The following is a 24203-nucleotide window of genomic DNA, read 5'->3' as shown; positions in this document are numbered from 1 at the left end:
TTCCTCGGACCAACTCGACCAGCGGAGGTCTCGAACTGCGGAGGGTTCGGGGTCAGCGGGACTTGAGGGAGCGGTCGCGGGTGGGGGCGTAGAGGTAGGACTCGCCGGCGCGGACGTCCTCGGCGAGGGCACGGCCCACCAGGATCACGGCGGCCTGGCGCAGACCCGCGGCCTCCACCTGATCGGCGATGTCGCCGAGCGTGCCGCGCAGCACGAGCCGGTCAGGACGCGACGCGTGTGCCACGACGACCACGGGGCAGTCGGCCCCGTAGTGCTCGGCCAGCTCGGTCGCGAGGGCCCGGGTCCGGGTGATCGCCAGGTGCAGGCACAGCGTGGCGCCCGTGGCGGCGAACGCCGCGAGCGACTCCCCCACCGGCATCGCGGTCGACCGCGCCTGCGTGCGCGTGAGCACGACCGACTGCACGAGCTCGGGCACCGTGAGCTCGGCCGCGACGGTCGCCGCAGCGGCCGCGTAGGCGGGCACGCCCGGGGTGACGTCCCACGGCACGCCGTGCGCGTCCAGGCGGCGCCCCTGCTCGTGCACCGCCGAGTAGAGCGACGGATCGCCCGAGCACAGCCGCACGACGTCCAGACCGGCCTCGTGCGCGCCGACGAGCTCGGCCGTGATCCGGTCGAGGTCGAGGTCCTGGGTGTCGACGAGCCGGACGCCCTCGCGACAGTGGCCGAGCACCTCGGCGTCGAGGTACGTGCCGGCGTAGACCACGACGTCGGCGGCCCCCAGCATCGCCGCGGCGCGCAGGGTCAGCAGGTCCGCGGCGCCGGGGCCGGCCCCCACGAAGTGGATCGTCACGGTGTCTCTTCCTTCGTCACGGCCCACTGCACGACGGCGCGCGCGGGCTCCCAGCCGGTGAACGTGCCGATCGGCCGTGCCGTCTCGACGGCGAGGCGGGTCAGCTCCCCGCCCACGCGGCTTGCCCAGTCCACCACGACCCGTTCGGTCTCGAGCGTCACGGCGTGCACGACGAGCCGGCCCCCGGGACCCAGCCGGGCCCACGCCGTGTCGAGCACGCCCTCGCCGGTGGCACCCCCGCCGACGAACACCGCATCGGGGTCGGGCAGGTCCGCCAGCGCATCCGGTGCGCGACCCTCGACGACCTGCAGCCCGGGCACGCCCAGCCGAGCCGCGTTCCGGGCGATGCGGGCGGCGCGCTCCGGGTGCGACTCCACGGCCACCGTGCGGCAGGTCGGATGCGCCCGCATCCACTCGATGCCGACCGACCCGGCCCCCGCGCCCACGTCCCACAGCACGGCCCCGGGGACCGGCGCGAGCCGCGCGAGCGCCGAAGCCCGCAGGTCGCGCTTGGTGAGCTGACCGTCGTGCTCGAAGGCGTCGTCCGGCAAGCCGGCGACCCAGCCGAGGAACGACGTCGGGCGGTCGGCGACGACCTCGACCGCCAGCACGTGCAGCGACGGCACCGCGTGCTTCCAGGTCTGGGCGGTCGAGCTCGCGACCGACTCGTCCGCGCCGCCGAGGTGCGCGAGGGCCGTGACCCGACTCGCGCCGAGCCCGGCGTCCACGAGCAGCGACACGACCTCGGCCGGCACGTGCTCGTCACGACTCAGCACGAGCAGCCGCTGCCCTGCGGCGAGGTGGCGCGGCAGCTGGGCGTGGTCACGCAGGACCGTGACGCTCTCCGCGGGCCACCCCATCCGAGCCCGCGCGAGCGACTCGGACGAGACCGCTGGGTGCACCACGAGACGTTCCGGCGGCACGAAGTCCCGCAGCGTCGTGCCGATGCCCGCGACGAACGGATCGCCCGACGCCAGCACCACGACACGACGGTCGGACCACGACGCGACGAGCCCGGGCAGCGCGGCGCGCATCGGCGACGGCCAGACGACGCGCTCCGCCGTCACGTGCGGCGGCAGCATCGCGAGGTGACGCTCGCCGCCCACGACGACCTCGGCCTGCGCGACCAGCGCGCGCAGGGGTTCGGCGAGCCCCTCCCAGCCGTCGGCACCGACACCGACGAGGTGCACGTCGCCGCGCCTCAGGGTCTCAGCCATGGGCGCGAGGCTAGCGGTGCCGACCCCACGCGCTAGCCTGAGCCCGAACAGAACGGCCCGAGGTGCCCCACGCGTGGGGAGAATCGGGAAGCCGGTGAGAATCCGGCACAGGGCCCGCTACGGTGACCCGGACCTGGATCCGGGAAGTCCGGAGACCGGCCTCGGGCCGCCCCATGGCGCACAGCGCCTGGCAAGAGTGCGGGAGCCCTACATGCCACGTCAGTACCCCTTCACGGCCGTCGTCGGATCCGACGACATGGCCCTGGCGCTCGTCCTCGCGACGATCTCGCCCTCGATCGGCGGCGTCCTCGTGCGCGGCGAGAAGGGCACCGCGAAGTCGACCATGGTGCGCGCGCTCGCCGGCGTGCTGCCCCCGATCGACGTCGTGGCGGGCGACCGGTTCTCGTCCGATCCGCGCACTGCCGACCCGCGGTCGCCCGACGGACCGTTCGGCCCCGAGCCCGAGATCGAGACCCGGCCCGTGCGTCTCGTCGAGCTGCCCGTCGGCGCCTCCGAGGACCGCGTGCTCGGCTCGCTGCACCTGCAGAAGGCGCTCAGCGAGGGCGTCACGGAGTACGAGCCCGGCCTGCTGGCCAAGGCGCACCGCGGGATCCTCTACGTCGACGAGGTCAACCTGCTGCACGACCACCTGGTCGACCTCCTGCTGGACGCCGCGGCGATGGGCCGCAGCACCGTGGAGCGCGACGGCGTCTCGGTCGAGCACGCGGCCCGGTTCGTGCTGATCGGCACGATGAATCCCGAGGAGGGCGAGCTGCGCCCGCAGCTGCTCGACCGCTTCGGCCTGACGGTCGACGTCGCCGCGCCCCGCGACCCGCAGCTGCGCGCCGAGGTGACCCGCCGCCGGCTCGCCTTCGACGCCGCACCGGAGACCTTCACGCAGCGATTCGCCGCCGAGGAGACTGCTCTGCGCGAGCGTCTCTCGGCCGCGCAGGAGCTGCTCGAGCAGGTGCTCCTGACCGACGACGACCTCGTGCGCATCGCCGAGATCTGCGCCGCGTTCGACGTCGACGGCATGCGGGCCGACATCGTCACGGCGCGCGCGGCCGTCGCCCATGCCGCATGGCAGGGCCGCACGCACGTCACGACCGAGGACATCCGTGTGGCGGCTCGACTCGCACTGCCGCACCGCCGCCGGCGCAATCCGTTCGACGCCCCGGGCATCGACCAGCAGCAGCTCGACGACCTGCTGGGCGACGACGAGGAGCCGCAGGGGCCAGACGACGAGCCGGATCCTGATCCCGATGGCGACGGGGGTGGCGACGGGGATGACGACGGGGGCGACGGTCCGCCCGCGGGACCCGACGGCGGCAGCGACGACGGCCCCGGCGACGCCACTGGCGAGGCCGAGGACCGTGGAGCCCCGACGCCTCCCCCGGGCGGCGACGCCGACGGCGAGCCCACTGGATCAGGCTCGGGCACGACGACGACCGCCCAGGCCGGCGAGCCGTCGCGGGCCCGCCTGTTCACGGTCGACGGCCTCGGCGCGGGTGAAGCCGGTCGGCGCTCGCGTGCCCTGACCTCGAACGGTCGCCGGGTCGGCGCCCGGCGCGCGGAGGGTTCCGGCGGCCGCCTCGACCTGCCGCAGACCCTGTGGGCCGCGGCACCCCACCAGGCGACCCGCCGCACGGCGGGGGTGCCGGGCCACGGGCGGCCAGACGGCACGGCGGGGGTGCCGGGCCACGGGCGGCCAGAAGCGAACACCGTGCGGCTCGAGCCGTCCGACCTGCGGGTCGCGGTGACCGAGGGCCGCGAGTCGAACCTCGTGCTGTTCTGCGTCGACGCGTCCGGCTCGATGGCCGCACGCCGGCGCATGGAGCAGGTCAAGACCGCGATCCTCTCGCTCCTGCTCGACGCGTACCAGCGCCGCGACAAGGTGGGCCTGGTGACGTTCCGCGGCGGCGAGGCCGAGCTCGCGCTGCCGCCCACCGGGTCGATCGACATCGCGGCCCGCCGCCTCGACGACCTCCCCGCCGGCGGCCGCACCCCGCTGGCCGAGGGGCTGCTCCAGGTCGTCGAGACGCTGCGCATCGAGCGGGTGCGGGACCCGCGCCGTCGTCCCCTGCTGGTGCTGGTGACCGACGGCCGCGCGACCCACGGTCCCGACGCCGTCCCGCGCTCGCAGCGCGCCGCGTCGCTGCTCTCGGGCGTCGAGACCGTCGTCGTCGACTGCGAGACGGGCCGGATGAGCCTGGGCCTCGCGCGCCAGCTCGCCGAGGTCATGGCGGCGAGCTACCTCCCGCTCGGCGACGTCACGGCCGACGCCCTGACGAGCGTCGTACGGACGGAGGTGGCCTGATGCCCCAGGGCGAGCCACTGATCGTCCCCGACGACGGGCTGACGACCAAGCAGCGTCGCAACCGGCCGCTGCTGATGGTCAACACCGGCGACGGCAAGGGCAAGTCCACGTCGGCGTTCGGACTGGCCCTGCGCGGCTGGAACCAGGGCTGGGACATCGGCGTGTTCCAGTTCGTGAAGTCGGCCAAGTGGCGCATCGGCGAGCAGACCGTGCTCGAGCGGCTCGGCGAGCTGCACGCTCAGACCGGTGAGGGCGGCCCCGTCGAGTGGCACAAGATGGGCTCCGGCTGGTCGTGGTCGCGCAAGCAGGGCACCGACACCGACCACGCTGCCGAGGCCGCCGAGGGCTGGGGCGAGGTCAAGCGCCGCCTCGCCGACGAGCGCCACACGCTCTACGTGCTCGACGAGTTCACGTACCTGATGGAGCGCGGCTGGGTCGACGCCGACGACGTCGTCGAGACGCTCCGTGACCGCCCCGGCCACCAGCACGTCATGATCACGGGCCGCCGCGCCCACCCCGCCCTGCGCGAGATCGCCGATCTCGTGACCGAGATGCAGCACGAGAAGCACCCCTTCGACCGTGGCCAGAAGGGCCAGAGGGGGATCGAGTGGTGACGTCGTCAGCTCGGCGGCTGGCTCACGGCTCTGGATCCACTGACCGCCACCCCGATGGAGCCAGCCACCTCGATGGGGTGACGGACAGTGGTTCGGTCTCCCACCGCCTGCCGAGGTTTGTGGTGGCGGCTCCTGCCTCGGGGCACGGGAAGACCACCGTGGCCACGGGGCTCATGGCGGCCCTCGCGGCGGCAGGTCACGTCGTGAGCGGGCACAAGGTCGGACCCGACTACATCGACCCCGGCTACCACTCGCTGGCGACCGGACGGCCCGGCCGCAACCTCGACCCCCACCTCGTCGGCGAGGAGCGCCTGGCACCGCTGCTCAAGCACGGCGCGCGGCTCGATCGCCGCCCACGGCCCGGCACCCCCGCCGCGATGGCGGACGTCGCCGTGATCGAGGGCGTCATGGGGCTCTACGACGGGCAGATCGGCGGCGACGGATTCGCCTCCACCGCCCACGTCGCCGCCGCGACCCGCAGCCCCGTCGTGCTGGTGGTCGACATCTCGTCGGCCTCGCGCACGATCGGCGCGCTCGTCCACGGCATCGCGAGCTTCGACCCCGCCGTGCGCCTCGCCGGCGTGATCCTCAACAAGTCCGGGTCGCCGCGGCACGCCGACGAGGTCCGCCGGTCGATCGAGCCGCTCGGCCTGCCGGTGCTCGGCGTGCTGTCGCGCGACGACGGCATCGTGGCCCCGTCACGGCACCTCGGCCTGGTCCCCGCGCAGGAGCGGGACGAGGCCGCCCAGGCGCTCGACCGGCTCGCGGCCCAGGTCGCCGAGCGGATCGACCTCGACACGGTCGTCGAGATCGCCCGCTCCGCCCCCGACCTCGACACCGCCGCCTGGGACCCCGCCGACCACGTGACGCCCGTCGAGGGCGCCCCCGTCGTCGCGGTGGCCGGGGGCCGCGCCTTCACGTTCACCTACGCCGAGACGACCGAGCTGCTCGAGGCCGCGGGCTGCCGGGTCGAGGTCTTCGACCCGCTCACCGCGACCGAGCTGCCCGCCGGCACCCGCGCGCTGTACCTCGGGGGCGGGTTCCCCGAGGTGCACGCCGCCGGGCTCACGGGCAACACGGCCCTGCGCGAGCAGCTGCGCCAGGCCGTGGCCGACGGCGTGCCCACCGTGGCCGAGTGCGCCGGCCTGCTCTACCTGTGCCGCAGCGTCGACGACGTGCCGATGATCGGCGCCCTCGACGCCGAGGCGGTCATGTCGCCACGCCTCACGCTCGCGTACCGCACCGGCATCGCCGGCCAGGACACCCTGCTGACCCGCGCGGGCGAGCGGGTCACGGCCCACGAGTTCCACCGCACGCACGTCGAGCCCGTGCACGGCGAGGTGCCCGCGTGGATCGACCGCGGGGCGTCGATCGGCTTCGCGAGCCCCACGCTGCACGCGTCCTACCTGCACACGCACTGGGCCGGGGCTCCGCACCTCGCCCAGCGCCTGGCCGGCGCCGCGGCGGCCTCCCCCGTGGCGGCGGGCGCGGCCCGCGTCGCGAGCACCGCGGTCGTCACCGAGCACACCCCGCCGGTCGAGCGCCCGGGTGGGCCGGGCCTCGGGTGGCACGGCGACGCCGAGCTCGACGACGGTCTGGTCGACCTCGCGGTCAACGTGACCGACGAGCCCCAGCCCGCCTGGCTCACGCACGCCCTGACCGACGCGATGGCGCGCGTCGGCGGCTATCCCGATCCGCGCGCCGCCGAGAAGGCCGTGGCCCGGCGCCATGGCCGCTCGCCCGCCGAGGTCCTGGCGACCTCGGGAGCCGCCGAGGCGTTCACCCTCGTCGCGCGGGCCCGCCCGTGGCGTCACCCCGTCGTGGTGCACCCGCAGTTCACCGAGCCCGAGGTCGCCCTGACGGCGGCCGGTCACGCCGTGCACCGCGTCGTCACGCGCCCCGAGGACGGCTTCCGGCTCGACCCCGAGGCCGTGCCCGACGAGGCGGACCTCGTGATCGTCGGCAACCCGACCAACCCCACCTCGGTCCTGCACCCCGTGACCGACCTGCGCCGGCTGCTGCGGCCCGGCCGGGTCGTCGTGGTCGACGAGGCCTTCATGGACGCCGTGCCCGGCGAGCGCGCGAGCCTGACCGGCGTGCCGATGCCTGGCCTGGTGGTGCTCCGCAGCCTCACGAAGCTCTGGGGCCTGCCCGGCATCCGCGCCGGCTACGTCGTGGGCGACGGCGAGGTCGTCGCCGAGCTGCGCCGACAGCAGCCGCCGTGGTCGGTCTCGACCCCCGCGCTCGCGGTGCTCGTGGCGACCACGAGCGACGAGGCCGTCGCGGAGGCCGAGCGCCGCGCACGCCTGGTCACGACGCAGCGCGCGATCCTCGTCGACGGGCTGACCGAGCTCGGGGTGCCCGTTGCCGGCCCCGCCACGGCCTCGTTCGTGCTGGCCCGGCCCGGCGAGGGGACCCACGCGCGCCTGCGCGCCGCGGGCTTCGCGGTGCGCCGCGCCGACACGTTCCCGGGCCTGGACGACTCCTGGGTCCGCATCGCGGTGCGGCGCCCGACCACGACCCGCTCACTCCTGGCGGCCTGGCGAGGGATGCTGCGATGACGACACTCACGATCACCCCCGGCAGTCGCGTCCTCGTGACCGCCGGCGACCCCCGCACCGCGTCCCGGGTCGAGACCCTGCTGGGCGCCGGTGCCGCCGTGACCGTCGTGGCTCCCGAGGTCTGCGCCACGATCGAGGACTGGCACCTGCGGGGCCTGCTCACCTGGGAGCCGCGCGAGGCCACGCTCGACGACGTCCGCGCGGCCGACCTCGTGGTCAACGCCGTCGCCGCGGCGGCAGCCGCCCCCGGCCCGGCGGCCACCCGCGGGCCCGGCACGGTCACGCTCGTGGGCGGCGGGCCCTCGGACCCCGGCCTCCTGACGGTCGCCGGCCACGCCGCGCTGCTGGCGGCCGACGTCGTCGTGACCGACCGCCTCGCGCCGCTCGCCGCGCTCGAGGCGCTGCCCCCGCACGTCGAGATCATCGACGTCGCCAAGATCCCGCACGGCCGGTCGACGTCGCAGGAGGACATCAACCGCGTCCTCGTCGAGCAGGCCCTGGCCGGGCGCGACGTCGTGCGGCTCAAGGGCGGCGACCCGTTCGTGTTCGGCCGCGGCGGCGAGGAGCTCGACGCGTGCCACGCCGCCGGCGTGCCCACGCGCGTGCTCCCGGGCGTCACCTCCGCCATCGCGGCACCCGAGCTCGCGGGCATCCCCGTGACGCACCGGGGCCTCACCCAGGGCTTCACGGTGGTCTCGGGTCACGTCCCGCCCGGGCACCCGGACTCGACCGTCGACTGGTCGGCGCTGGCCCGGTCCGGCACCACGATCGTCGTGCTGATGGGGGTGCGCACGCTCCCCGCGATCGCCGCGGCCCTCGTCGCTGGCGGTCTCGACCCCGCCACCCCCGCCGCGGTCGTCGCCGATGCGGGCCGCAGCAGCCAGCAGGTCGTGCGCGGCACCGTGACGACGATCGAGACGCTCGCACGCGACGCCGGCATCGGTGCGCCCGCGGTCGTCGTCGTGGGGGCCGTGGCGGCCCGTGGCGCCGATCGCCCCGCCGAGCAGCGCCCGGTCCACGCATGATCGTGTGGCTGCGGCACGGGCAGTCGACCTGGAACGCGGCCGGCCGCTTCCAGGGCCACACCCCGCACCCGCCGCTGACCGCGCTCGGCCTCGAGCAGGCGTATGCGGCCGCGGCCGAGGCCGCACCACTCGGGATCGAGCACGTCGTGTCGTCGCCTGCGGTCCGGGCCCGCCAGACCGCGGTCGTCGTGGCTCGCGCGCTCGGGCTCCCGGTGCACCTCGACCCGCGCCTGGTCGAGCAGGGCTACGGCGAGCCGCTCGACCTCGTCGACGCCCGCACCGCAGCGGCCCTGGCCGACGTCCCGAACGGCACCGCGCTGGTCGTCAGCCACGGCGACGTCATCGCCCTGGCGGTCTCCCGGGCCACGGGCGAGCCCGCACGCCTGCCCGACAACGGTGAGCTGCAGATCGTTCCGTGAGACGTTCGCCCCAGCCGTCGCAGACCGCAACGACCATGCCCTACGATCAGGCTGATCGAGACCTCGGAAGCCGGTGAGAGTCCGGCACAGTCGCGCTACTGTGACACCCGCTCCGGCGGGTGGAGTCAGACCCGAATCTCGACATTCCACCCACCACGGGACGCACGTATCCCGAAGGAGTCCAGATGAGCCAGCTCAACCCGACCGTGTCCGGAACCGCCGTCACCCCGGTCGCCATCCCCGTCCGCGATCTCGCCCCGTGGGCCCTCTTCGCCGCGCTGCTCGCGGTCGTCGTGACCTACTTCGTGGGCGCCGAGCAGGGGGCCTTCTCCCTGTTCGCCGGCAGCGACGTGCACGAGTGGGTCCACGACGGACGCCACCTGCTCGGCTTCCCCTGCCACTGACCACGCCGCCCCTGGTGCGCACCGCCACTGATGCGCACCGCGCACGACGGTCACCTCGGGTGACCGTCGTCCTCCCCTGCCGGTAGCCCGGCGACCTCGCTTCGCGGCGCGGCGACCCCGACGTGGTTCGGCGCGCCCGCACTCCTGGACGGAACCCACCCCATGAACGCACGCAGCTTTCTGATCAACGGCCTGATCGCCGGTCTCCTCGGGGGCCTGATCGCCTTCGTCGTCGCGATCGGCGTCGGCGAGCCCGCCATCGACGACGCGATCGCGGTCGAGGAGGCCGCCGCGGCCCCCGCCGACACCGCGGTGCACGACCACGACCACGACGAGACCGAGGAGGGCGCGGCCCACTCGCACTCGCACGGTGACGAGGAAGGCGGCATCACCCGCGGCCAGCAGGCCGGCCCCGGCCTCGCCACCGCCACGGTGCTCGTCGGGGCGGTGCTCGGCGGTCTGGTCGGCATCGCGTCGGCGTTCGCCGCGGGACGCTTCGGCCGCCTCTCGCCCGTCGCCACGACCGCGCTCGTCACGGCGGTCGGCTTCGTCGCCGTCGTGCTCGCGCCGTGGCTGAAGTACCCGCCGAACCCGCCGGCCACCGGCAGCGGCGACACGATCGGGGAGCGCACGGCCCTGTACTTCGGCTTCCTGGCGATCTCGATCCTCGCGGTGGTCGCCGCGATCATCGTCGCGCGCCAGGTGCTCGCCGGTCGTTCGGCCTGGCTGGCCACCGCGGTCGGCGGCGCGGTGTACCTCGCGGTGGTGGGCGTCGCGTTCGCCGTCATGGCGCCGATCGACGAGGTGCCCAACTCCTTCCCGGCCAACACGCTGTTCGAGTTCCGGGTCGGGTCGCTCATCACGCAGGCCGCGCTGTGGCTCGTGCTCGGCGTGGTCCTGACCGGCCTCGTGAACCGGGCCTGGAACCGCGACGTCGATGACCTCGCTCGACGCGACGCGGCGGCCGCCCTGTGAGCACGCTTCCCGTCACCGGCACGCCGGTCACCGCCCCGGACCCTGCACTCGTCGCGGCGGCCCGGGAGCGGCTGGCCGGGCTCGCGACACCCGCCGGGGCGCTCGGTCGCCTCGGTGACCTCGCCGTCTGGGTCGCCGCGACCCAGGGCGCGGTGCCGCCGCCGGCCCTCGAGCGGGTCCGGGCCGTCGTGCTGGCCGGGGACCACGGCGTCGCCGACCACGGCGTCTCGGCCTACCCCAAGGCGATCACCGGTGCCATGGTGCGCACGTTCGTCTCCGGGCGTGCGGGTGTCTCGGTGCTCGCGGCCCAGCACGGGGTGTCGGTGCGCGTGTTGGACCTCGGGGTCGAGGAGGAGCTCGCGGATCTCGACCCCGAGGTGCGGGAGTTCAAGGTGCGCCCCGGGTCCGGGGCGATCCACCTCGAGGACGCCCTCTCGGCCGATGAGACCCGTCGGGCGCTCGAGGCGGGCGCGACGATCGCCGCCCAGGAGATCGCCGCAGGCGCGCAGCTGCTCGTCTCGGGCGACATGGGCATCGGCAACACGACGCCGGCCGCCGCGCTGATCGCCGCGTCGCTCGGTCTGCCGGCCCACGAGGTCACGGGCCGTGGCACCGGCCTCGACGACGCGGGACTGACGCACAAGACCGCGGTCGTGCAGCAGGCGCTCGACCGGGTGGGTGACCGCACGGACGACCCGGTCCAGACTCTGCAGGCCCTCGGCAGCGCCGACCTCGCCGCCTCGGCGGCGTTCCTCGCCACCGCCGCCCGCGCCGGCGTGCCCGTGCTGCTCGACGGCGTCATCAGCGTCGCCGCGGCCGTGCTCGCCGACCGGCTCGCACCGGGCGCCGCCGCGTGGTTCGCCGCCGGCCACCGCTCGACCGAGCCGGGCCAGCAGGTCGCGCTCGCGAAGCTCGGCCTCGAGCCGATCCTCGATCTCGGGATGCGACTCGGCGAGGGCAGCGGCGCGGTCGCGGCCGTGCCGATCGTCCGCTCCGCCGGACTCCTGCTGACCGACATGGCCCTGCTCGCCGACCTGCTGCCCTGATGTCGGACTCGTCTCCGACCCGATCGGCACTGCGCGACGGCTGGCTGCTGGCGGCCGGCACGCTCACGGTCGTGCGCTGGCCGTCGCCGGTCCGGGTCGACCGGCGCTCAGCCGGCGCCGCGATGCTGCTGGCCCCACTGGCGGTCCTGCCCATCGGGCTCGCGGCGGCGCTCGTGGTCTGGCTCGGCGACCTCGTCGACGCGCCACCGCTCGCGGTCGGCCTGCTCACGACCGGTGTGCTCGCGCTCGCGAGCCGGGGGCTGCACCTGGACGGGCTCTCGGACGTCGCCGACAGCCTCACCGCGTCGCATGACCGCGAGCGCTCGCTCGAGGTCATGAAGGGCGGCACCGCGGGGCCGGCCGGAGCGGCGACGCTCGTCGTGGTGCTCGGGCTGCAGGCCGCCTGCGTCGCGGCGCTCGTGGGCACCGGCGCGGCGCCGCTCGTGGTCGGCGGGCTCGTGTGCCTGTCGCGCGCGGCACTGTCGATCTGCTGCGCCTCGGGGGTGCCGCCGGCCCGCGACTCCGGCCTGGCGATCAGCTTCGCCGGCACGGTGCCGAGGGTCGCGGCGGCCGTGACCTGGGTCCTCCTCGCCCTCACCGGTGTCGGTCTGGCGCTCGCGGCCGACCTGCCGTGGTGGCGCGGACTCGTGCTCGCCGGGGCCCTGCTGCTCGGCACCCTGGCCGTGCTGGAGCGCTGCCTTCGGCGCCACGGCGGGGTCACGGGCGACTGCTTCGGCGCCGCGATCGAGATCGCCCTCACCGCGGGGCTGATCGCCGCGAGCGTGCCGTGAGCCGCTCCCGCGCCGCCGGCCTGGTGCTCGGCTACGCCGCCGACCGCCTGCTGGGCGACCCGGCCCGGTGGCACCCCGTGGCCGGATTCGGTCGCGCGGCCGGTGCCCTCGAGCAGCGCCTCTACGCCGACCGCCGCAGCAACGGTGTCGCGTTCACGGCGGTCGCGGTCGGTGCGGTGACCGTGGCCGGCCACCTGGCCGAGCGGTGCACCGCGGACCGTCCCAGCCGGCACGCGTTCGCGACCGCCGTGACCACGTGGGCCGTGCTCGGCGGTCGTTCCCTGGGCCGCGAGGCCACGGCGGTCGGCGACCACGTGCTCGCCGGCGACCTGCCGGCCGCGCGGCACCGGGTGCGCAGCCTCGTCGGCCGTGACCCCCGTGCGCTCGACGCCGACCAGCTCGCCCGGGCCGTGGTCGAGTCGGTCGCCGAGAACACCTCCGACGCCGTGGTCGCGCCGCTGTGGTGGGGCGCCGTCGCGGGCGTGCCGGGGCTCGTGGGCTACCGCGCGGTCAACACGCTCGATGCGATGGTGGGCCACCGCTCCGCGCGGTATCGCCGCTTCGGCTGGGCGTCGGCCCGGCTCGACGACCTCGCCAATCTCGTGCCCGCCCGGCTCGCGGCGGCACTCGCCACGGTGGCCGCTCCCCTGGTCGGGGGCAGTCCGTCCGCCGCCCGGCGCGCGTGGCGTGAGGACGCCCCTGGGCACCCGAGCCCCAATGCGGGAGCCGTGGAGGCCGCGTTCGCCGGGGCGCTCGGGGTGCGGCTCGGCGGCGTCAACCACTACGAGGGGGTCATGGACGAACGCGTCCGCCTCGGCGACGGCCCGCCGCCCGCGCCGGCCGACGTGCCCCGCTCCGTGCGCCTCGCGAGCGCCGTCGGCGCCGGTGCCCTGGTGGTGGCCGCCGCCGTGACCCTCCGCCCCCGCCGCTGACGCCGACCCAGATTTGCGCCCAGTTGTGCGGTTCGCGTGGTCGACTTCTGCACAACTGGGCGCAAATCTGGCGCAGGCGGTCAGGTGCGGAGCCAGGTCAGCACGGCGGCGGGGTCGGTCACGGTGGGGACGTCGGGGGCGGGGTCGGAGCGACGGACCACGACGACCGGGATCGATCGCCGCGCCGCGGCCTCGAGCTTGGGCCGGGTGTGGGTGCCCCCGGAGTCCTTCGTGACCAGGACGTCGAGGCCGTGGTCGTCGATCAGCGCCAGCTCGCCCTCGAGCGCATAGGGACCCCGGTTCAGCAGCAGGGTCCAGGCCTCGGGCAGCGCGATCTCCGACGGATCGACGACCCGCACCAGCGCGGCGTGCTGGGCGAGCGGTCCGACGAACCGGTCGAGGGCCTGGCGACCCACCGTGAGGAACGGCCGCCGCCCCAGGTCGGCCGCCCGCACCGCCGCCGCCTCGTGGTCGTCGACCCAGTGCCAGTGCTCGGACCCGGGCACCGCGGACCAGCCCGGCCGGGCCAGACGCAGCAGCGGCACGGCCTCGGCGGCGCAGGCCGCCGCCGCGTGGCGGGTCATGCCCGCCGCGAACGGGTGCGTCGCGTCGACCACGGCCGTGACGCCGCGCTCGCGCAGGTGCGACCGCAGCCCCTCCACCCCGCCGAAGCCACCGATGCGCACGGGTCCGACCGGCAGCTTCGGGCGCGCGACCCGGCCGGCCAGGGAGGACTCGAACACGATCCCGGCCGCCAGCAGTCGCTCGGCGAGATCGCGCGCCTCCGACGTGCCACCCAGCAGCAGGACGTGCGCCTCGGGGGTCACGTGCCGGCTCCCGGCGCCAGGCGCCGCAGTCCGGCCGGCGGACCCGACATGGCCAGGTCGAGCAGCCGGTCGACGTCGAGATGCTGCTCGACGAGGTCACCCAGCACGTCGAGCCGTGCCTCGCGGCGCGCAGCGAAGGAGACGTCCGAGGCCGGCGCGGGCCGGCCGGTGACGGCCGCGACCTCGGCCAGCAGCGCCCGACGCAGTCCATCGGACTCCAGGCTCCCGTGCCACATCGTGCCGAACACGGCGCCGGCGCGAGCCCCCGCGAGGAAGTCCTCGACGCCCTCGCCACGCGTGATGCGGCCGTGGTGGATCTCGTAGCCCGACGCCTCGTGCCCCAGCGCGGAGCCGGTGGGAAGGCGCAGGACCTTCTCAGCGCCGAACTCGGTGCGCACGTCGAGCAGGCCGAGCCCGCCGACCTCGGCTCCGACCGCACCCTCGACGCCGGCGGGGTCGCTCACGGTGCGCCCGAGCATCTGGAAGCCCCCGCAGATGCCGAGCACGGGTCCGCCCGCGGCCGCGTGCCGCAGCACGGCGTCCGCCAGGCCCCGCTCGCGCAGCCAGGCGAGGTCCGCGATCGTGGCACGCGTGCCCGGGAGCACCACGAGGTCGACCCCGTCGAGGTGGTGCGGCTGCGAGGCGAACACCAGGTCGACGCCCGGCTCGATGCCCAACGCGTCGACGTCGGTGAAGTTGCTGATGCGGGGCAGCCGCACGACCGCCACCCGCAGGGCGTCGTCGGGCGACGCCGACCGGCGCCCCTCGAGGTCGAGCGCGTCCTCGGAGTCGAGCCACAGGTCGGGGTGCCACGGCAGGACCCCGAGGGTCGGGCGCCCCGAGAGCTCGGCGAGCCGGTCGATGCCCGGGGCGAGCAGCGAGACGTCGCCGCGGAACTTGTTCATGACGAACCCCGCCACGAGGTCCTGGTCGGCCCCCTCGAGCAGCGCGACCGTGCCGAAGAGGGCGGCGAAGACCCCGCCCCGGTCGATGTCGCCCACGACGAGCGTCGGCAGACCGGCGTGCCGCGCGAGCCCCATGTTGACGTAGTCGTTCGCCCGCAGGTTGATCTCGGTGGGCGAACCGGCCCCCTCGGCGACGACGACGTCGTACCGCGACGCGAGGTCGTCGAGCGCGGCGAACGCGGCCTCGGCGAGGTGGGCCCGTCCGCCGTCGGTGAAGCTGCGCGCCCCCAGCGTGCCGGCGGGACGACCCATCACGACGACGTGGCTCGTGTGGTCGCTGCCCGGCTTCAGCAGCACCGGGTTCATCGCCGCCTCGGGCTCCGCGCCGGCCGCGACCGCCTGGATCCACTGCGCTCGACCGATTTCGCCGTGCTGTCCCGCCGCCCACGGCCCGGCACCCCCGCCGAGGGGGCGCACGACCATCGAGTTGTTCGACATGTTCTGGCTCTTGAACGGGGCGACCTTGACCCCGCGACGGGCGAAGGCCCGGCAGATCGCGGTCGTGACGATCGTCTTGCCGGCGTCCGAGGTCGTGCCGGCGACCAGGAGTCCCTTCACCCGAGGCCCCGTCGCGCGTCAGGCTGCTTGTTGAGCCACGGCGCGAGCAGGCGCGTGATGAACGGCAGGGCCACGTAGGTCATGACCGGCGTCATGACCAGGACGCTCACGAGCACGCGCAGCGGCAGCACGAGGTCGGGCAGCAGATGGCTCGACGCCCAGTTGGCCGCGACGCTCAGGGGGAAGAACACCAGGAAGATCGCGCACATCTGCTTCCACCGCGGCGGCGGCACGGGCGCCGGCCGGAGGTCGCGGACGTCGACGCTGCTGGGCTCGTCGAACCAGCCCTCGATCCCCGTGCGCTGCTCGTGACGCGCCTCCTCCACAAACCCCTGCGCGGACTCCAGCCACCAGCGTCGCTGGTGCGACTCGTTCCAGGCCTCGAGGTGCTCGGGTGAGTCGAAGCGGTAGAGCATGTGCCACTCGGTCGACCCCGCGGAGGGGCGCACCCATCCCGATCCCAGGAATCCGTCGAAGCGCTCCGACAGCTGCGTGCCCGCCCGGAGCCACGCGAGCATCTGCTGCTCGTGGTCGGGATCGACGTGCCGCGTGATGGAGACGGTGACGGGTCCGGTCATGACGTCAGGCTAGGCGTCGTGGTGGCCACGTGCTGCACCCGCCGCAGTGCTCGTCGCAGCGTCGTGAGCAGGGCGGGCCCGAGCACGACCAGGCACAGCGCGGTCGTGATGGCGCGCCCGGTGTCCCACCCCCAGGTCGAGGTGAGCAGCGTGTAGACGACGAACCGGTGGAGGTTCTCCAGCACGGGGTCGCCGGGCACCATCTGGGCCGTGTCACCCGCACCAGGCGACGCGATGCCGAGCGTGAACGGCCACGACGACAGGTTCATGAGGAATCCGTAGAGATAGGCCGCAACGACGCCGTACAGCACGAGCACCGCGATCTCGGCGCGCCCGCGCAGCCGCGACGGCAGCAGGCCCGCCCCCATCCCGATCCACGCCGCGCACATCATCTGGAACGGCAGCCACGGCCCCACGCCCGAGCTCAGCAGCGCGGAGGCGAACAGGCTCGTGCACCCCAGCACGAAGCCGAATCCGGCTCCGTACACGCGCCCGGCGATGATGAGCAGGAAGAAGATCGTCTCGATGCCGGCGGTGCCCGCGCCGAGCAGCCGGATCGCCCCGTTGACCGCCGTGAGCACCGCCAGGACGGCCAGGACCTTGGAGTCCATGCCGCCCTCGGTCAGCTCCGCGACCACGACCAGGACGACGACCGGCAGCAGCAGCATGAAGATGAACGGCTGGTCGACCCGCGTGTCGCCGGGCGCGGGTTGCAGGATCAGCGGCCAGAGGAACATCGCGAGCCCGGCCAGGCTGGCCACGGCCAGGACGGCGACCGACCGGGGCCCGAGTCGCAGTGCGGTGTCGCGTCCGGCCTGCACGTCGCGGCTCATCGCAGCGCCTCCCGCACCTGCGGGACCGTGAGCCAGGGCGGACCGAGGACCTTGCTGACCTGGGGGGCGAACGACGGCGACTCGGCGAGCACCTCGGCCGCAGGACCACGCGAGACGACCTCGCCCTCGGCCATCACGACGACGGCGTCGGCGACCTCGGCGACGAACTCGACGTCGTGGCTCGCGACCACGACGCCATGACCTCGCGCGGCGAGGTCGTGCAGGATCGCGGTGAGCGCCGCCTTGCCCGCGTAGTCGAGACCGCGGGTCGGCTCGTCGAGGACGACGAGCAGCGGCGACGACGTGAGCACGACGGACAGCACGAGCGCGAGCCGCTGGCCCTCGGAGAGGTCGCGCGGGTGCTGGGCGTCGCCGATCTCGGGCGCGAGGCGGTCCAGCAGCCCGCGACACGTCCCGGACGGCACCGCGGCCTGGTCGTCGGCAGCGGCGCACTCCTCGGCGACCGTCTCGAGGTAGAGCAGGTCGGCGGCCGTCTGGGGCACGAGCCCGACCCGCGCTCGGGCGTCCTCGGCCGACATCGTGGCCGGGTCGTCGCCGCCGATCTCGACCGTGCCCGCGGCTCGCTTCTGGGCGCCGCGCAGCGCCCACAGCAGCGACGACTTCCCGGACCCGTTGCGACCCATCAGACCGACGACCTCGCCCGCGGCGACGTCGAGGTCGACCTCGCGGACCGCGGCGAAGGACTTGTAGGCGACCGAGACACCCCGGGCACGGAGCACCGCGTCGCCCGCCCGCACCTGCGGGGGCGCCGGTTCACGCAGCCGCGCCAGGAGATCGGTGCGCCGGCGGCGAGCCTCCCGCACCGAGAGCGGCAGCGGGTCCCATCCCGCAAGTCGCCCGAGCTCGACGATCGGCGGGGCCACCGGTGAGTCGACGAGCGCGGCCGCTGGCTCCCCGACCGACACCGAGCCGTCGTGCACCACGACCAGGCGGTCGGCGAACGGGATGACCCGCTCCATGCGGTGCTCGGCGATCACGACCGTGAGGCCGAGGTCGTCGACGAGCCGGGCCACGGTGGCCAGCACGTCCTCCGCCGCCGTGGGATCGAGCGCCGACGTGGGCTCGTCGAGCACCAGCACCCGCGGGTGCATCGTGAGCACCGCTCCGATCGCGACCCGTTGCTGCTGACCGCCGGAGAGGGCACGGAGCGGCCGGCGCCGCAGGTCGGCGATGCCGAGGAGGTCGAGCGTCTCCTCGACCCGTCGGCGCATGGTCTGGGCGGGAAGACCGAGCTGCTCCATGCCGTACGCGAGCTCGTCCTCGACGACGTCGCTGACGAATCCCGAGAGCGGATCCTGGGGCACGAAGCCCACCACGTGCGCGAGCTCGCGCGGCGGGAGGCCGAGGATCGAGCGGCCGTCGACCAGCACGTCGCCTGCCAGGGTGCCGCCCGTGAAGTGCGGCACGAGGCCGTTGAACAGGCCGAGCAGGGTGGACTTGCCCGAGCCGGTGCGGCCGCAGGCCAGCACGAGCTCGCCCTCGTCGAGGCGCAGGTCGACGTGCTGCCAGGTCCAGTCGGTGCCGGTGTAGGCGAACGAGACGTCGCGCAGCTCAAGCATCGACGACCTCCTCCGGGCTGGGGCTCTGTGTGCCACGTTCGACCGCGGGCGGCGGCGTGACGAACGCCGGCAGGGCCCCCACCATGATGATGGCGAGCACCCAGGGCGAGACCTCCGGCCACCCGTCGAGCCCCGGGACGACGGCGAACGGGTCGAGTGCGTACGCCCGGTCGACCCCGATCGCCACGGCGATCCCGGCACCCGCGGTGACCAGCTCGGCGGTCCGCCAGCGGTCGGGTCGGTATCGCGTGCGCTCGACCCGGCGCCCCGCCGACCAGAGTCCAGCGGCGGCCGTGAGCAGCCCGACCGCGAGGCCGCCGACCGCGAGCGCGCGGGGTGCCGTCGCGTCGAGATAGGCGTAGATGCCGACGCAGAGCGCAAAGAGTGCGACGAGCATCAGCACGCCGGTGACGAGCCGCTCGCGGGCGGTGGCGCGGCCACTGCGGCCGTACCCTCGCGCGTCCATGCCCATCGCGAGCGTCATCGACCGCTCGAGGGCGTCCTCGAGCACGGGCACGACCACCCGTCGCAGCACGCCGACGCCGCGGCGCGGGGACCCCCGCAGCTGCCGGGCCCGGTTGACCCGCTGCACGCTCTCGGCGAGCTGCGGGAAGATCGTGAGCGCGACGACGACCGCGGTGCCCACCTCGTACAGCGCAGGCGGCACGGACTTCAGCAGGCGCTTCGGGTTGGCCAGGGCGTTCGCGGCACCCACGCACAGCACGATGGCGCCCAGCCGCAGGCCGTCGTAGAAGCCGCTGAGCAGGGCCACGAGGGTCACGTCACCGAGCAGCTGGATGCCGCGAGCCGCCTCCGGCAGGGGGATCTCCGGCAGGTGCAGCACGATGACGTCCGCGTCGGTGGCCGCGGTGCCGAAGACGATCCGGAACACCACCCGCAGGACCACGATGAAGATCGCGAGGAACACGTAGAGACGGAACGACAGGGCCCACGGGGCCTCCGAGCGACGCGCCATCACGACCAGCGCGGCGACCGCCCAGATCAGCAGCAGCGCGACCGGATTGAGCGTGAACGTGGCGGCTGCGGCCAGACCGATCGCCCACAGCCACCAGGCTCCGGGGTGCAGGTCACGCGCGAGCATCATCAGTCCTGTTCAGGTCGGCCGGGCCACCGCTCGACGATACGGCTCAGGCGCCGGACTGGCGGCGTCGGTTGACCACGATCGCGGCAGCCACGACACCAGCGACCAGGAGCACCGCCACCACGAGGCCCCAGGGTCCGCTGCCGTCCTGCTCGTCGACACTGCTGCTCGTGGCGCGGGTCTTGTCGTCACGCTCCTCGGCCGCGGTGGCGGCCGAGGACGGACCGGCGCTCGCGTCGGCGGACGGCTCCGCGTCGGGCGTCGCCCCCGGAGTCTCGCCGGGCGCGACGGTGGGATCCGCCGAGGGGGCCGGGGCAGATCCGCCGGCCCCACCGGTCGATCCGGGGCCGTTGCCCGAGCCCGAGCCACCGGAGCCACCCGATGCCGGCGGCTGCGTGGGAGCGGGCGACGGCGCAGCCGGGCCGCGGGGCGTGACCGACGGTGCACCGCCCGACCCGAAGCGAAAGCCCACCCAGTCACCTGAGCGCAGGGTCAGCGAGCCCGCCCCCGAGTTGGAGTAGGACCACGAGCCAGTGCCACCGCGCGAGTGGTGGATCGACCAGTAGGCGCTGGCCGGCGGCATGCTCATGCAGGACTCCTGGTCCGGGCCCGGGTAGTTGTCGATGCGGCAGATGGCACCCTGTCCGTTGCCCCCGGCCGGCGTGACGGAGTACACCGAGCGCAGCGCCGACAGCGCCGTCGTGCTTGAGACGTTCAGACAGGTCGTGCTGTTGACGGGGCCGCCCTGCACGACGACGGTCACCCCGCTACCGGCCGTACAGGCCGCCGCCTGCGCCGGCTGCGGGACGAGCACGACCAGCAGTGCGGCCAGGAGCGAGGTCACGATAGCCGGCACCAGCGCGCCGGCCGGGAGTCGCCGCGAGGACGTCATGCCCGCGCGCGCCTCACGATCACGGCACCAGCCGCGACGGCAGCCGCCGCGAGCGTCACGAGAAGCAGATCGACCGGCGCACCGGTGTCCGGCAGCCGACCATCACGGCGCGCGGCCGTGGCGTCCGACGCGGCACCGGAGCCCTCCGCACCGCCCCCGGCGGTGCCTCCGCCGGTGGTGCCATCGCCGGGTGCCGCCGCCAGCACCGTGATGTCCACGGTGCCCGTGCGGCCCGTGCCCAGCCCGGTCACCAGGATGGACTGCGGCCCCAGGGCGGCCGGCAGCGTGACGGAGACCGTCGCGGTTCCCGCAGCGTTGGCCACCACGGTGGTCGGCAGGGCGACGGCCGCGAAGCCGACCGAACGGCCCGCACCTGCGGAGCTCTCGAACTGGACCTGGACGGTCTCGTGGGGCGCCAAGCCGGACAGCGTCAGCGCCACGTCCGACCCGGCCGAGGCTTCGGCCGGCGCGCCGGTCACGACGACCGAACCGCTGGCGGGGTTGATCTGCAGAGCCAGTGCAGCCTGCGACGAGGCGCGCACCCACTCGTGGCGCTGGGCAGGCTCAATGCCGTAGGTCAGGGCGTCGGTGAACTGCGCGGAGTCCTTGGCGAAGGCACCCACCTCACCGGCCAGCGGGCTGCCAGCCGGCGCGAGGGCAGGGGTGACGAACCGGCCGCGGACCCAGTCGGCGGCCTTGAGCGCTGCGGCAGCCTGACCCTGCACCGCCAGGACGCGCGCGGCCTGACCTGTCGAGTTGGTGCCCGCGAAACCGGCCCCGTCGAACGAACCGTCCGTGGACTGCTGCGCGAGGAGGTAGGTGGTCGCGTCCGAGAGGTTGGTACCAAGGCCCGCCGCGCCCTCGGCCTGGGCGAGCTGCAGCGCCGTCATGGCGAACAGCGTTGAATCGAGATCTGACTCGCAGGACGTCGCGGGATCGAGGTAGGCCGCGTTGGCGAAGGTGGTCGGATCGACCTCGCTGTACACGTCACGGAACCCTCCGTCGGCGCACTGCTGACGGGTGAGGAAGTCGGTGGCGTCGTCCGCGAGCGGATCGCCGGCCAGACTGAGCGCCGAGACGACGAAGGGCTGCGTGAAGCCGGAGCTGTAGTCGCCCCAGGGGCTGGCGTCGACTCCCCGGCCAAGCTCGGGGCCCGCGTCGGTGACGACCATGTCGACGACCTCCGCCAGCACGTCACGACCTCCGAGGTCGCTCGCGTCGCGGCTGGTCTGCTGCAAGACGGTGGCAAGCTTGCCGGCACCGCCAGCGCTGCCGACGCCGTAGGCCTCAGGCTCGGCAGCCAAACCGTCGAGCACGGCGGCCTGGGCCGCGGGCTGGACTCCCAGCTGATGCAGGGCCGAGACGATGTCGAGGCTCAGGCCGTAGTCGGGGTAGTCGCCGAATCCGCTGTCGTAGCTGTACACGCCGGAGGCGACGTGGGGCGCGAGCCAGGCACCGGCATCGGCGACCTCCTGGCCCGACGTGGCCGACGGGGCGGCGCCCGCGGACGGGGCGAGCAGCACGGGGAGCGCAACCGCGCCGATGGCGAGGGCCGCGAGACGTGAGCGACGAACGGTCATGATGTGGGTCCTTCCCGCTGCATGAGCGGGACGGACCGGGGCTCCGGCGCGACCCGCTGCGTTCCGCGACAGCGTTGGAGGTCTGTCCTGCGGCAGGTGCTCCGGCTCGCCACGCGAGGTGGCCTACGGCTGCGGGTCAGCGCCGGACTTGGACCGGCTTCCCCTGGACGCAAGAGATGAGATGGATGCCCGAAGGCACGTGAAAACTACCACGATTGCGCCCGCGCGGGATCATCGTCGCCCCACTACCGTGGACAGCATGACGCTGGCAGATGAGCTCCGGATCTCCCTCGACGGCAAGTGGCGGCACGTCCGCGAGGAGTCGCGCGAGCGCCTCGCGGAGCTCGATCTCGCCGTCGACCCCGACCTCGACCTCGAGGGGGCGCGCGACCACACGTTCGCCCAGCTCAAGGATCTCGTGCCGACGGGCGTCCCCGCGGCGGGCTTCCGCGAGTCGCACGGCGGCACGGGCGACCCGGGCATGGCCGTCACGGGCATCGAGATGCTGGCGCAGTTCGACCTCTCCCTCATGGTCAAGGCCGGGGTGCAGTGGGGGTTGTTCGGCGGCGCGGTCGAGAACCTCGGCACCGAGCGCCACCACGAGCTCATCCCCCGGATCATCGACCTCGACCTCGTCGGCTGCTTCGCGATGACCGAGATCGGGCACGGCAGCAACGTGCAGGCGCTGGAGACCACCGCGACGTACGACCCGCAGACCGAGGAGTTCGTGGTCCACTCCCCCACGCCGAGCGCCACGAAGGACTACATCGGCAACGCCGCCCGGCACGCCTCGATCGCCGCGGTGTTCGCCCAGCTCGTGACGCGCGGCGAGAGCCACGGCGTGCACTGCTTCCTGGTGCCGATCCGGGACGAGAACGGGCAGGACATGCCGGGCGTCTCGACGGCCGACGACCACCACAAGGGTGGTCTGCGCGGCGTCGACAACGGTCGCATCACCTTCGACCAGGTGCGCATCCCGCGCGGCAACCTGCTCAACCGGTACGGCAACGTCGACGAGAACGGCGCCTACAGCTCGCCGATCGACGACACCGGCAAGCGTTTCTTCACGATGCTCGGCACGTTGATCCGCGGCCGCATCAGCGTGGGCGGATCGGCCCTCGCGGCCTCCGAGGTCGCGCTCAGCATCGCGGGCCGCTACGCGCTCAAGCGCCGCCAGTTCGGTCCGCCCGGCGGCGAGGAGGCGCTCCTGGCCGACTACCGGATGCACCAGCGCCGGCTGCTGCCGCTCATCGCGCGCGGCTACGCCTACCGGTTCGCGCAGAACCAGCAGGTGGCCCGCATGGACCGCCTGCAGCGTTCGACCGATCCCGACGCGCAGCAGCAGCGCGAGCTCGAGGGGCGCGCCGCGGGGCTCAAGGCCATCCTGACCTGGCACGCGTCGCGGTCCGTGCAGGAGTCGCGCGAGCTGTGCGGCGGGGCCGGCTACCTCGCCGAGAACCGCATCTCGACCCTGCGGGGCGACATCGACGTCTTCACGACGTTCGAGGGTGACAACCACGTCATGCTGCAGCTCGTCGCGAAGGAGCTGCTGACCGCCTACGCCCACGAGGTCGGCGGCCTCGACCCGCTCGGCATGGTCAAGTTCGTGGCCAGCACCGTCACCGACGTCGTGCGCGAGCGCACGGCCGCGTCGCAGCTGATCCAGCGCCTGATCGACGCCCGCCCCGGGGGCGACGACGACCACGACCTGCTCGACCGCGGCACGCAGCTGAGCCTGTTCGAGGATCGCGAGCAGCACGTCATCGAGACCGCGGCCCGCCGGCTGCAGCGCGCGTCCGGGGCCGACGGCGCCGAGGCGTTCCGCATCTTCAACAACGCCCAGGACCACGTCATCCGGTGCGGCCGCGTCCACATCGACCGCATCGTGCTGGAGGCGTTTACCGCCGGTATCGCGCGGTGCGAGGACGAGGAGGCGGCCGACCTGCTCCGCGAGGTCTGCACGCTCTACGCGCTCAGCGTGATCGAGGAGGACCTGGCGTGGTTCATGGGGCACAACCGCCTCTCCGACGCGCGGGCCAAGACCGTCACGTCGTTGCTCAACGAGCAGCTCGACAAGCTGCGCCCGCACCTGCTGACCCTCGTCGAGGGCTTCGGCATCCCCGAGTCCACGCTCGGGGCGGCGTTCCTGCTCGACACCGAGGGCGAAGCCTGAGCC

Annotated in this window: 21 protein-coding genes and 3 riboswitches; of the genes, 11 read left to right on the top strand and 10 right to left on the bottom strand. The window is 74.4% G+C overall.

What is annotated here, in order from left to right; all coding sequences use genetic code 11:
- Positions 1 to 52: 52 nt before the first annotated feature.
- Both KAG51_RS02025 and cbiE read right to left on the bottom strand, forming a co-directional pair.
- Positions 53 to 811 (bottom strand): SAM-dependent methyltransferase, encoded by a 759-nt coding sequence (locus KAG51_RS02025; RefSeq protein ID WP_290580101.1) that lies wholly within the window; start codon positions 809 to 811, stop codon positions 53 to 55.
- Positions 808 to 2028, bottom strand: coding sequence for a precorrin-6y C5,15-methyltransferase (decarboxylating) subunit CbiE (gene cbiE, locus KAG51_RS02020; protein ID WP_290580099.1), 1221 nt, complete (start codon positions 2026 to 2028; stop codon positions 808 to 810). The genes KAG51_RS02025 and cbiE overlap by 4 nt, the downstream gene beginning before the upstream one ends.
- Before the next feature lie 43 nt (positions 2029 to 2071).
- A riboswitch (cobalamin riboswitch) is annotated at positions 2072 to 2207 on the top strand.
- Positions 2208 to 2239: 32 nt separating this feature from the next.
- On the opposite strand from cbiE, the gene KAG51_RS02015 reads away from it, so the two are divergent.
- From KAG51_RS02015 to KAG51_RS01970, 10 genes are all read left to right on the top strand, one after another.
- Complete coding sequence (locus KAG51_RS02015; RefSeq protein WP_290580097.1) at positions 2240 to 4345, top strand: VWA domain-containing protein; 2106 nt, start codon at positions 2240 to 2242, stop codon at positions 4343 to 4345.
- Complete coding sequence (gene cobO, locus KAG51_RS02010; RefSeq protein ID WP_290580095.1) at positions 4345 to 4959, top strand: cob(I)yrinic acid a,c-diamide adenosyltransferase; 615 nt, start codon at positions 4345 to 4347, stop codon at positions 4957 to 4959. Before KAG51_RS02015 ends, cobO begins: the two co-directional genes overlap by 1 nt.
- A 122-nt stretch (positions 4960 to 5081) precedes the next feature.
- Positions 5082 to 7520, top strand: a complete 2439-nt coding sequence (locus KAG51_RS02005; protein ID WP_290580093.1) for a cobyrinate a,c-diamide synthase — start codon at positions 5082 to 5084, stop codon at positions 7518 to 7520.
- Positions 7517 to 8545, top strand: coding sequence for a uroporphyrinogen-III C-methyltransferase (gene cobA / locus KAG51_RS02000; protein ID WP_290580091.1), 1029 nt, complete (start codon positions 7517 to 7519; stop codon positions 8543 to 8545). Before KAG51_RS02005 ends, cobA begins: the two co-directional genes overlap by 4 nt.
- Positions 8542 to 8964 (top strand): histidine phosphatase family protein, encoded by a 423-nt coding sequence (locus KAG51_RS01995; protein ID WP_290580089.1) that lies wholly within the window; start codon positions 8542 to 8544, stop codon positions 8962 to 8964. The genes cobA and KAG51_RS01995 overlap by 4 nt, the downstream gene beginning before the upstream one ends.
- Positions 8965 to 9029: 65 nt before the next feature.
- A riboswitch (cobalamin riboswitch) is annotated at positions 9030 to 9095 on the top strand.
- Between the two features lie 54 nt (positions 9096 to 9149).
- Positions 9150 to 9368, top strand: a complete 219-nt coding sequence (locus tag KAG51_RS01990; RefSeq protein WP_290580087.1) for a CbtB-domain containing protein — start codon at positions 9150 to 9152, stop codon at positions 9366 to 9368.
- Between the two features lie 162 nt (positions 9369 to 9530).
- Entirely contained in the window at positions 9531 to 10343 is an 813-nt protein-coding gene (locus KAG51_RS01985) for a CbtA family protein (RefSeq protein ID WP_290580085.1), read from the top strand.
- Positions 10340 to 11389 (top strand): nicotinate-nucleotide--dimethylbenzimidazole phosphoribosyltransferase, encoded by a 1050-nt coding sequence (gene cobT / locus KAG51_RS01980; RefSeq protein WP_290580083.1) that lies wholly within the window; start codon positions 10340 to 10342, stop codon positions 11387 to 11389. The genes KAG51_RS01985 and cobT overlap by 4 nt, the downstream gene beginning before the upstream one ends.
- Positions 11389 to 12180: an adenosylcobinamide-GDP ribazoletransferase gene (locus KAG51_RS01975; RefSeq protein ID WP_290580081.1), complete on the top strand. Its 792-nt coding sequence runs from the start codon at positions 11389 to 11391 to the stop codon at positions 12178 to 12180. The genes cobT and KAG51_RS01975 overlap by 1 nt, the downstream gene beginning before the upstream one ends.
- Complete coding sequence (locus KAG51_RS01970; RefSeq protein ID WP_290580079.1) at positions 12177 to 13112, top strand: cobalamin biosynthesis protein; 936 nt, start codon at positions 12177 to 12179, stop codon at positions 13110 to 13112. The genes KAG51_RS01975 and KAG51_RS01970 overlap by 4 nt, the downstream gene beginning before the upstream one ends.
- A gap of 80 nt (positions 13113 to 13192) precedes the next feature.
- On the opposite strand, the gene KAG51_RS01965 is transcribed toward KAG51_RS01970, so the two are convergent.
- From KAG51_RS01965 to KAG51_RS01930, 8 genes are read right to left on the bottom strand one after another with little or no spacing between them, the layout of a single operon-like run.
- Entirely contained in the window at positions 13193 to 13939 is a 747-nt protein-coding gene (locus KAG51_RS01965) for a cobalt-precorrin-6A reductase (RefSeq protein ID WP_290580077.1), read from the bottom strand.
- Complete coding sequence (locus KAG51_RS01960; RefSeq protein WP_290580075.1) at positions 13936 to 15462, bottom strand: cobyric acid synthase; 1527 nt, start codon at positions 15460 to 15462, stop codon at positions 13936 to 13938. Before KAG51_RS01960 ends, KAG51_RS01965 begins: the two co-directional genes overlap by 4 nt.
- Positions 15459 to 16040 carry an antibiotic biosynthesis monooxygenase gene (locus KAG51_RS01955; protein WP_290580073.1) on the bottom strand — a complete coding sequence of 194 codons (582 nt, stop codon included), beginning with the start codon at positions 16038 to 16040 and terminating at the stop codon, positions 15459 to 15461. Before KAG51_RS01955 ends, KAG51_RS01960 begins: the two co-directional genes overlap by 4 nt.
- Positions 16037 to 16873 (bottom strand): ECF transporter S component, encoded by an 837-nt coding sequence (locus tag KAG51_RS01950; RefSeq protein ID WP_290580071.1) that lies wholly within the window; start codon positions 16871 to 16873, stop codon positions 16037 to 16039. The genes KAG51_RS01955 and KAG51_RS01950 overlap by 4 nt, the downstream gene beginning before the upstream one ends.
- Positions 16870 to 18453, bottom strand: coding sequence for an ABC transporter ATP-binding protein (locus KAG51_RS01945; RefSeq protein ID WP_290580069.1), 1584 nt, complete (start codon positions 18451 to 18453; stop codon positions 16870 to 16872). The genes KAG51_RS01950 and KAG51_RS01945 overlap by 4 nt, the downstream gene beginning before the upstream one ends.
- The gene (locus tag KAG51_RS01940; RefSeq protein ID WP_290580067.1) at positions 18446 to 19555 is read right to left on the bottom strand and encodes an energy-coupling factor transporter transmembrane component T; all 1110 of its coding nucleotides are present in this window, start codon (positions 19553 to 19555) and stop codon (positions 18446 to 18448) included. The genes KAG51_RS01945 and KAG51_RS01940 overlap by 8 nt, the downstream gene beginning before the upstream one ends.
- A 46-nt stretch (positions 19556 to 19601) precedes the next feature.
- Complete coding sequence (locus KAG51_RS01935) at positions 19602 to 20447, bottom strand: hypothetical protein (RefSeq protein ID WP_290580065.1); 846 nt, start codon at positions 20445 to 20447, stop codon at positions 19602 to 19604.
- The gene (locus KAG51_RS01930) at positions 20444 to 22027 is read right to left on the bottom strand and encodes a prenyltransferase/squalene oxidase repeat-containing protein (protein ID WP_290580063.1); all 1584 of its coding nucleotides are present in this window, start codon (positions 22025 to 22027) and stop codon (positions 20444 to 20446) included. The genes KAG51_RS01935 and KAG51_RS01930 overlap by 4 nt, the downstream gene beginning before the upstream one ends.
- 73 nt (positions 22028 to 22100) lie before the next feature.
- A riboswitch (cobalamin riboswitch) is annotated at positions 22101 to 22236 on the bottom strand.
- Between the two features lie 50 nt (positions 22237 to 22286).
- Here KAG51_RS01930 and KAG51_RS01925 point away from each other — a divergent pair.
- Positions 22287 to 24200, top strand: coding sequence for an acyl-CoA dehydrogenase (locus KAG51_RS01925; RefSeq protein WP_290580061.1), 1914 nt, complete (start codon positions 22287 to 22289; stop codon positions 24198 to 24200).
- Positions 24201 to 24203: the final 3 nt, after the last annotated feature.

The sequence above is a fragment of the Aeromicrobium sp. genome (assembly GCF_023146395.1).
Classification (GTDB): domain Bacteria; phylum Actinomycetota; class Actinomycetes; order Propionibacteriales; family Nocardioidaceae; genus Aeromicrobium.
Note: the sequence above shows the minus strand (reverse complement) of the source record. Positions and strands in the feature narration are given on the sequence as shown.